General features: G+C 70.3%; 7 protein-coding genes. 4 read left to right on the top strand and 3 right to left on the bottom strand.

The window, feature by feature from the left end; all coding sequences use genetic code 11:
* Positions 1-260 precede the first annotated feature (260 nt).
* From ABFX54_RS18370 to ABFX54_RS18360, 3 genes are read right to left on the bottom strand one after another with little or no spacing between them, the layout of a single operon-like run.
* A complete protein-coding gene (locus tag ABFX54_RS18370; protein WP_346106305.1) occupies positions 261-662 on the bottom strand; it encodes a formate dehydrogenase accessory sulfurtransferase FdhD in 402 nt (133 codons plus the stop codon).
* Positions 655-786 (bottom strand): hypothetical protein, encoded by a 132-nt coding sequence (locus ABFX54_RS18365; protein ID WP_346106304.1) that lies wholly within the window; start codon positions 784-786, stop codon positions 655-657. Before ABFX54_RS18365 ends, ABFX54_RS18370 begins: the two co-directional genes overlap by 8 nt.
* 38 nt (positions 787-824) lie before the next feature.
* Positions 825-1,802: a 2-dehydropantoate 2-reductase gene (locus ABFX54_RS18360; RefSeq protein ID WP_346106303.1), complete on the bottom strand. Its 978-nt coding sequence runs from the start codon at positions 1,800-1,802 to the stop codon at positions 825-827.
* A gap of 147 nt (positions 1,803-1,949) precedes the next feature.
* Here ABFX54_RS18360 and ABFX54_RS18355 point away from each other — a divergent pair, with 147 nt between their 5' ends.
* The 4 genes from ABFX54_RS18355 to ABFX54_RS18340 all read left to right on the top strand — a co-directional run bounded on the left by ABFX54_RS18355 (position 1,950) and on the right by ABFX54_RS18340 (position 8,250).
* Complete coding sequence (locus ABFX54_RS18355; RefSeq protein ID WP_346106449.1) at positions 1,950-3,134, top strand: molybdopterin molybdotransferase MoeA; 1,185 nt, start codon at positions 1,950-1,952, stop codon at positions 3,132-3,134.
* Between the two features lie 91 nt (positions 3,135-3,225).
* Positions 3,226-4,899, top strand: coding sequence for a thiamine pyrophosphate-binding protein (locus tag ABFX54_RS18350; protein WP_346106301.1), 1,674 nt, complete (start codon positions 3,226-3,228; stop codon positions 4,897-4,899).
* Between the two features lie 13 nt (positions 4,900-4,912).
* A complete protein-coding gene (frc, locus tag ABFX54_RS18345; protein ID WP_346106299.1) occupies positions 4,913-6,136 on the top strand; it encodes a formyl-CoA transferase in 1,224 nt (407 codons plus the stop codon).
* A complete protein-coding gene (locus ABFX54_RS18340) occupies positions 6,136-8,250 on the top strand; it encodes an acetate--CoA ligase family protein (RefSeq protein ID WP_346106297.1) in 2,115 nt (704 codons plus the stop codon). The genes frc and ABFX54_RS18340 overlap by 1 nt, the downstream gene beginning before the upstream one ends.
* Positions 8,251-8,353: the final 103 nt, after the last annotated feature.

Here is an 8,353-nt window from a genome sequence, read left to right as displayed (position 1 = left end):
ACGCGCGGAGCGCCTGGTCTTGACTGTCGCGAGGTCGGCACGACCAAGCCCACCGCGCTTCAAGCGGGCTTTTGACCTGCGAGGGAGTGCCGTCGCCTGGAGGAGCGGAGGGAGCGAAGCGACCGGAGCGGGGGAAGGCGGCGGCATTGAGGCGACCGAGCCTCCGCCGCCCGACAGGGCGGCAAATCAGACACAGCAAATTAGACAGGGCCCGCCGCACGCCACACTGGGGGCCAGGTGTGCCGTGCGGCGTCCCGTCATCACCCCGGTGGTCGTGCGCCGGCAGAGCCGTTGCCGGTGCCCGGGGTGACGTTCTGGCCGGTGCGGTGCCGCCGGTCGCCTGTGTGGACGGTGCCCTGCGGGGGCACCGCCGGGGCGGTACCCCGGACCGGCGCCGTCAGGGCGGTGTCTTGTAGCGGTGGTCGTCTTTTGAATCGGTCGGGCAGTTGATCGGCGGTGGGGTGCCGGCCGACGTGCTCGCGTACGCACAGTGGCTCGCCGTCCGCCGGGAACAGGCCGGCCGTGTGCAGGCCCCCGTTCCGGCCGGAGGCCCGTCGGGCGGCGCGGGGCCGGTCCGGCGGGCTCGCGACGGTCGGCTGCGCCAGGTCGGCGGGATCGTCGGCGACGCTCCGGCGGGCCACTGTGCGTACCGCCTCAGACATGGCCGTGCCCGAGGTGCTCCTTGTCGTTGAGGTCGCTTTTCGTGACAGGGTTGCCGTGCGGCGAGGTCGCGGGCGGCTCGACGCGTACGGAGGCGGGTGGACGGGTCAGGCGGTCATGGCTCACGATGGCTCCGTAGTGTATACGGGCTACGGTATACCGAGTCAGACCGCACGAACAACATTCTCGTTGAGCAGGTCGCTGACCGCGTGGATCGCGCGCAGCGTCGGCACCTCGGCCCCGGTGAGGTCGGCCAGTTCGACCACCGCGGCGAGTAGCACGTCGAGCTCCAGCGGTTTGCCCTTCTCCAGGTCCTGGAGTGTGGACGTCTTGTGCTCGCCCGCCTTCTCGGCCCCCCGAAGGCGGCGCTCGATGGAGATCCCCGGATCGCAGCCCACGCGCCTGGCCACCTCCACGGTCTCCGTCATCATGGCCACGACCAGTTCCCTGGTGCCGTCATGACGGCAGATCCCGGCCATCGTCGCCCTGGCGAGGGCGCTGATCGGATTGAAGGCGATGTTGCCCATGAGTTTGATCCAGACGTCCCGGCGGAGATCACGCTCGACCGGGCACTTCAGTCCGCCCGCGATGGCGGCCTCGCTGAAGGCGGCGCACCGCTCGGTCGGCTCGCCGCTGGGCTCGCCGATGGAGAAGCGGGTGCCTTCGAGGTGACGGATCACGCCGGGTTCCTCGATCTCGGTGGCGGCGTACACGACGCAGCCGATCGCTCGGTCGAGGGGTAAGGCGGATGTCACCGCTCCGCCGGGGTCGACGCTCTCGATGCGGTAGCCCTCGTACGGGCCCTTGAGTCCGTGGAAGTACCACCACGGGATGCCGTTCTGCGCAGCGATGATGCTGGTGGTCTCGTGCAGAAGCGGCTCGATCATGGGGCCGGCCGAGGCGTAGCTGTTCGCCTTGAGGCCCAGGAAGACGTGGTCCACCGGACCGACCTGGGTGGGGTCGTCGGTGGCATGGGGATGGGCGACGAAATCGCCCCTGGGGGTGAGCACCCGCACACCTGCGCTACGTATGGCTTCGAGGTGCTGACCTCTCGCGATGAGGTGCACCTCGACTCCCGCCCTGTGCAGGGCGGCGCCCACGTAAGCGCCGATGGCGCCGGCGCCAAGAACAGCGACCTTCATGCTGCGCTCCGTTCTCGCGTCGGATGACAAGTACGGGCCCGTAACTTGCGACGGGCCGCAAAATCGCGGCCCGTCGTGCATTCGGTATACAGTATGGAAAAACGAGGGTCAAGGAGTGTGCCCGTGGCCGTTGCGTGGCATGGACCAGTGGTGGAAGCGATCTCCTGGCCCGCCGCGCGGGCCCTCGCGGCCGGTGCGGCCTGCCCGGCCAAGCCCGGGACGGTCCCCTTGCGGGACGCGCTCGGACGCCGGCTGGCCGGGCCGCTGTCGGCGCTGGTCGCCGTGCCGGGGACGGACGTCTCGGCGATGGACGGCTACGCCGTGGCCGGTCCTGGGCCGTGGCGGGTGGTGGCGCGCGTGCTCGCCGGTGGGGCGGCCCACGACCGGCCGCTGCGGGCGGGGGAGGCGGTGGAGATCGCGACCGGCGCTCCCGTGCCCGCCGGCGCCGATTCGGTGCTGCCGTACGAGCGGGCGGACGCGACCGGCGGGCGGGTGCGCGGCCCGGCCGAGGAGGGCAGGCACATCAGGCGGCGCGGTGAGGACGTCCCCGAGGGGGTGGTCGTGCTGCCGGAGGGCGCCGTGGTGACGCCGGTGGCGCTCGGGCTGGCCGCCGCGCTCGGCCACGACGAGCTGCCGGTACGGCACCGCCCGCGCGTCGCCGTGCTGGTCACCGGGGACGAGGTGGTCGATCACGGGCTGCCGGGCCCCGGCCGGGTCAGGGACGCGATCGGGCCGTTCCTGCCGGGCCTGGTGGAGTGGGCCGGTGGACGCGTGACGAGCGTGGACCGCCTCCCCGACGGCGCCGGCCCCCTGCGCGCCGCGCTCACCGAGGGCCGGCGCGAGGCGGCCGGCGCGTGGCACCATGCCCCCGAGATCGTGGTCGTGTGCGGGGCCTCGTCGAAGGGCCCCGCCGACCACCTGCGGGCCGTGCTCGACGGCCTGGCCGCCGACGTGCTCGTCGACGGCGTCGCCGTACGCCCAGGGCATCCCCAGCTCCTCGCCCGTCTCCGCGACGGCCGGCTCGTGGTGGGCCTGCCGGGCAACCCGTTCGCGGCCCTGGCCGCCTCGCTGACGCTGCTCGCCCCGATCCTGCGCGAGCTGACCGGGACGCCGGCGGCCGTGGAGACGAGCGCGCTGCACGGGGTCGTGCACCCGCATCCCCGTGACACCCGGCTGGTTCCGGTGCTCGGATCCGAGCGGGGAGCGATTCCCGTGGGACACGATCGGCCGGGCTCTTTGTGGGGTGCGGCCCTGGCCGAGGCCCTTGCGGTGGTCCCTCCGGGGTGGTCAGGAGAGCGGGTCGAGCTGATCGAGTTGCCCCCTGGGGTCTAGACAGGCCCATCGCGAGGGGGTAACCATTGCGTTCATACGGTATGCAGTATGCGGAAGACAGTGGGCAGTTCAGTCGCCGGGAAAGGGTGGCATGATGTCGGAAACGATCTCTGGCGGTCATCTCGTAGCCAAGGCACTCAAGGCCGAGGGCGTGGACGTGATCTACACGCTCTGCGGCGGCCACATCATCGATATCTACGACGGCTGCGTCGATGAGGGCATCGAGGTCATCGACGTACGCCATGAGCAGGTGGCCGCGCACGCCGCGGACGGTTACGCGCGCATCACCGGCAAGCCCGGCTGCGCGGTCGTCACCGCCGGGCCGGGCACGACGGACGCCGTCACCGGCGTGGCCAACGCCTTCAGGGCGGAGAGCCCGATGTTGCTCATCGGCGGTCAGGGGGCGCTGAGCCAGCACAAGATGGGCTCGCTGCAGGACCTCCCGCACGTCGACATGATGACCCCGATCACCAAGTTCGCGGCCACGGTGCCCAGCACGGAACGGGTGGCCGACATCGTGTCGATGGCCTTCCGCGAGTGCTACCACGGCGCTCCCGGGCCGTCGTTCCTGGAGATCCCGCGCGACGTGCTCGACGCGAAGGTGCCGGTCGAGAAGGCGCGCATCCCCGAGGCCGGCCACTACCGGGCCTCCACCCGCCAGCAGGGCGACCCCGAGGCCATCGAGCGGCTGGCGGACCTGCTCGCGCACTCCGAGAAGCCGTGCATCCTGCTCGGCAACCAGGTCTGGACGTGCCGCGCCACGGACGCGGCCATCGACTTCGTCAGGGCTCTGAACGTGCCCGCGTACATGAACGGCTCCGGCCGCGGCACGCTCCCGCCCGGCGACCCGCACCACTTCCAGCTCAGCCGCAGGTACGCCTTCACCGAGGCCGACCTGATCATCATCGTCGGCACCCCGTTCGACTTCCGGATGGGCTACGGCAAGCGCCTGTCGCCGACGGCCAAGGTCGTGCAGATCGACCTCGACTACCGCACGGTCGGCAAGAACCGCGACATCGACCTCGGGATCGTCGGCGACGCCGGCCTCATCCTGGCGGCGACGGCCCAGGCCGCCAGCGGCCGGGTCGAGAACGGCGCCGCCCGCCGCAAGGAGTGGCTGGAGGAGCTGCGCGCGGTCGAGACCAAGGCGTACGAGAAGCGCCTGCCCCGCCAGCTCTCCGACGCCCAGCCGATCGACCCGTACCGCCTCGTGCACGAGATCAACGAGTTCCTGACCGAGGACACGATCTACATCGGCGACGGCGGCGACATCGTCACCTTCTCCGGCCAGGTCGTGCAGCCGAAGTCGCCGGGCCACTGGATGGACCCGGGCCCGCTGGGCACGCTCGGCGTCGGCATGGCCTTCGCGATGGCCGCCAAGCAGGCCCGCCGCGACAAGGAGGTGCTGTGCCTGTTCGGCGACGGCGCCTTCAGCCTGACCGGCTGGGACTTCGAGACCATGGTCCGCTTCGATCTGCCGTTCATCGGGGTCATCGGCAACAACTCCTCGATGAACCAGATCCGCTACGGCCAGGCCGCCAAGTACGGCGAGGACCGCGCCCGCGTGGGCAACACGCTCGGCGACATCCGCTACGGGGAGTTCGCCAAGCTCCTCGGCGGCTACGGCGAGGAGGTGCGCGACCCGGCCGAGATCCGTCCCGCCCTTGAGCGGGCCAGGCAGTCGGGCAAGCCCTCCCTGATCAACGTCTGGGTCGACCCAGAGGTGTACGCCCCCGGAACCATGAACCAGACCATGTACAAGTAGGGGAAAGCTTGAGATGAAGGCTCTCGAAGGTGTTCGCGTCCTCGACATGACCCACGTCCAGTCGGGTCCGTCGGCCACCCAGCTGCTCGGCTGGCTGGGCGCCGACGTGATCAAGCTGGAGGCGCCGACCGGCGACATCACCCGGCAGCAGCTGCGCGACGTGCCAGACGTCGACAGCCTCTACTTCACGATGCTCAACTGCAACAAGCGCAGCATCACCCTCAACATGAAGAGCGAGCGGGGCAAGGAGATCTTCACCGAGCTGGTGAAGAACGCCGACATCCTGGTGGAGAACTTCGGTCCTGGCGCGGTGGACCGCATGGGCTTCTCCTGGGATCGCCTCCAGGAGCTCAACCCCCGCCTCATCTACGCCTCGATCAAGGGCTTCGGCCAGGGCAAGTACGCCAAGTTCAAGGCGTACGAGGTGATCGCCCAGGCCATGGGCGGCTCGATGAGCACCACGGGCTTCGAGGACGGCCCGCCGATGGCCACCGGAGCCCAGATCGGCGACTCGGGCACCGGCATCCACGTGGTGGCCGGCATCCTGGCCGCCCTCTACCAGCGGGGCCAGACCGGCCGCGGCCAGCGCGTACAGGTGGCCATGCAGCACGCCGTGCTGAACCTGTGCCGCGTCAAGCTGCGCGACCAGCAGCGCCTGGCGCACGGCCCGCTGCGCGAATACCCCAACAAGACGTTCGGCGACGAGGTGCCGCGCTCCGGCAACGCCAGCGGCGGCGGCCAGCCGGGCTGGGCGGTGCGCTGCGCTCCCGGCGGCCCGAACGACTACATCTACGTGATCGTCCAGCCGGTCGGCTGGAAGCCGATCTCGGCCATCATCGGCCGGCCGGAGCTGGCAGACGACCCCGAGTGGGCGACGCCGGAGGCGCGGCTGTCGAAGCTGGACAAGATGTTCCAGCTCATCGAGGAGTGGACGATCCGGCACGACAAGTGGACGGTGCTCGACCGGCTCAACGCCGAGAACATCCCCTGCGGGCCGATCCTGTCCACCAAGGAGCTGGTGGAGGACCAGAGCCTGCGCGAGGAGGGCATCGTCGTCTCGGTCGACCACCCCGAGCGCGGCGAGTTCGTCACCGTGGGCAGCCCCCTGCAGCTGTCGGACTCGCCGGTGGACGTGCGCACGCCACCGCTGCTCGGCGAGCACAACCACGAGATCTACGGCGAGCTCGGTGTAAGCGCGGACGAGCTGGTGGAACTCAAGTCGAACGGAGTAATTTAGTGGGCCCCAGGGAAGTCATCGAGAAGGCGCTCGCCGAAGGGCGCACGGCCCTGACGGCCCCCGAGGGCCGCGAGCTCTGCCAGGCGTACGGCATCGCCACCCCCGGCGAGGGCCTGGCCGGCTCGGCCGACGAGGCCGCCCGGCTGGCGAGCGAGATCGGGTTCCCGGTCGTCCTCAAGATCGTCTCGCCGGACATCCTGCACAAGACGGACGCCGGCGGCGTGCTCGTCGGGCTGAAGAGCGCCGAGGAGGTACGCGCCGGCTACGACACGATCCTGACCAACGCCCGCGCCTACAACCCCGACGCGAAGATCGACGGCATCCAGGTGCAGCAGCTGGTCGGCGGCGGTCACGAGGTCATCGTGGGCGCGGTCACCGACCCGACCTTCGGCAAGGTCATCGCGTTCGGCCTGGGCGGTGTCCTGGTTGAAGTACTTAAGGACGTAACCTTCCGTCTTGCCCCGGTTTCGGGCGATGATGCGCTGAAGATGCTGGACGACATCAGGGCGGCGGAAGTGCTCCGCGGGGTCCGGGGGGCGGAACCCGCCAACCGGGAGGCCCTGGCGGCGCTGATCGAGCGCGTCGGCCGGCTCGTCACCGACATCCCCGAGATCGTCGAGGTGGACCTCAACCCCGTCTTCGCCGACGCGAACGGCGCGGTCGCCGCCGACGTGCGCGTCATCATCGGGACCCCGCAGCCCGAGGTCACCCGGCTGCCGCGCGAGGAGATCCTGCGGCAGATGAACCGGATCTTCAAGCCGCGCTCGGTCGCCGTCATCGGCGCCTCCGCCGAGGACGGCAAGATCGGCAACTCGGTCATGAAGAACCTCATCAACGGCGGCTACCAGGGGCAGATCTACCCGATCAACCCCAAGGCCGACGAGATCATGGGGCTCAAGGCGTACAAGAGCGTCACCGACGTGCCCGGCGACGTGGACGTGGCCGTCTTCGCCATCCCGGCCAAGTTCGTCGCCCCCGCCCTGGAGGAGGTCGGCCAGAAGGGTGCGGCGGGCGCCGTCATGATCCCGTCCGGGTTCGCCGAGACCGGGAACGTGGAGGGCCAGAAGGAGATCGTCGAGATCGCCCGCAGGCACGGCGTGCGCATGCTCGGGCCGAACATCTACGGCTACTACTACACGCCGGAGAACCTCTGCGCCACCTTCTGCACCCCGTACGACGTGCGCGGCAGCGTGGCGCTGACCTCGCAGAGCGGCGGCATCGGGATGGCCATCCTGGGCTTCAGCCGCACCTCGAAGATGGGCGTCTCGGCCATCGTCGGCGTCGGCAACAAGGCCGACGTGGACGAGGACGACCTGCTCACCTTCTTCGAGCAGGACGACAACACCAAGGCCGTGGCCATGCACCTGGAGGACCTCAAGGACGGCCGCGGCTTCGTCGAGGCCGCCCGCCGGGTCGTCAAGGAGAAGCCGGTCATCGTGCTCAAGGCCGGCCGCACCGCGATGGGCGCGCGGGCCGCGGGCTCGCACACCGGCGCGCTGGCCGGCGACGACAAGGTCTACGACGACATCCTGCGCCAGGCGGGGGTGGTGCGCGCGCCAGGGCTCAACGACATGCTCGAATACGCCCGCGCGCTGCCGATCCTGCCCGCGCCCAAGGGCGAGAACGTCGTCATCATCACCGGGGCGGGCGGTTCGGGCGTGCTGCTCTCCGACGCCATCGTGGACGCCGGGCTGACCCTCATGGACATCCCCGACGACCTGGACGCGGCCTTCCGCGCCTACATCCCGCCGTTCGGCGCGGCGGGCAACCCCATCGACATCACCGGCGGCGAACCCCCCTCGACCTACGAGAACACGGTCCGCCTCGGCCTCCAGGACGACCGCATCCACGCGCTCGTCCTGGGCTACTGGCACACGATCGTGACGCCGCCGATGGTCTTCGCCGAGCTCATCGCGAGAGTGGTCGCGGAGGAGCGGGCGAAGGGCAACACCAAGCCGGTCGTGGCATCGCTCGCCGGCGACACCGAGGTTGAGGAGGCCAGCGAGTACCTGTTCGAGCATGGCGTGGTCGCGTACCCGTACACGACGGAGAAGCCCGTGGCGGTCCTAGGTGCGAAGTACCGCTGGGCCAGGGCAGCCGGGCTGTTGCGCTAAGAGCCGAGCGCGACAGCAGCAGGCGAGGGGGCTTATTCGGGGCGCACGAGGAAGGCAACAACCCCCCAGGAGGTCCGTAGGTGGACACATCGAACACACCACC

The organism is Nonomuraea maheshkhaliensis (assembly GCF_039529435.1).
Taxonomy (GTDB): Bacteria; Actinomycetota; Actinomycetes; order Streptosporangiales; family Streptosporangiaceae; genus Nonomuraea; species Nonomuraea maheshkhaliensis.
This window is presented reverse-complemented; position numbering and strand designations above follow the sequence as displayed.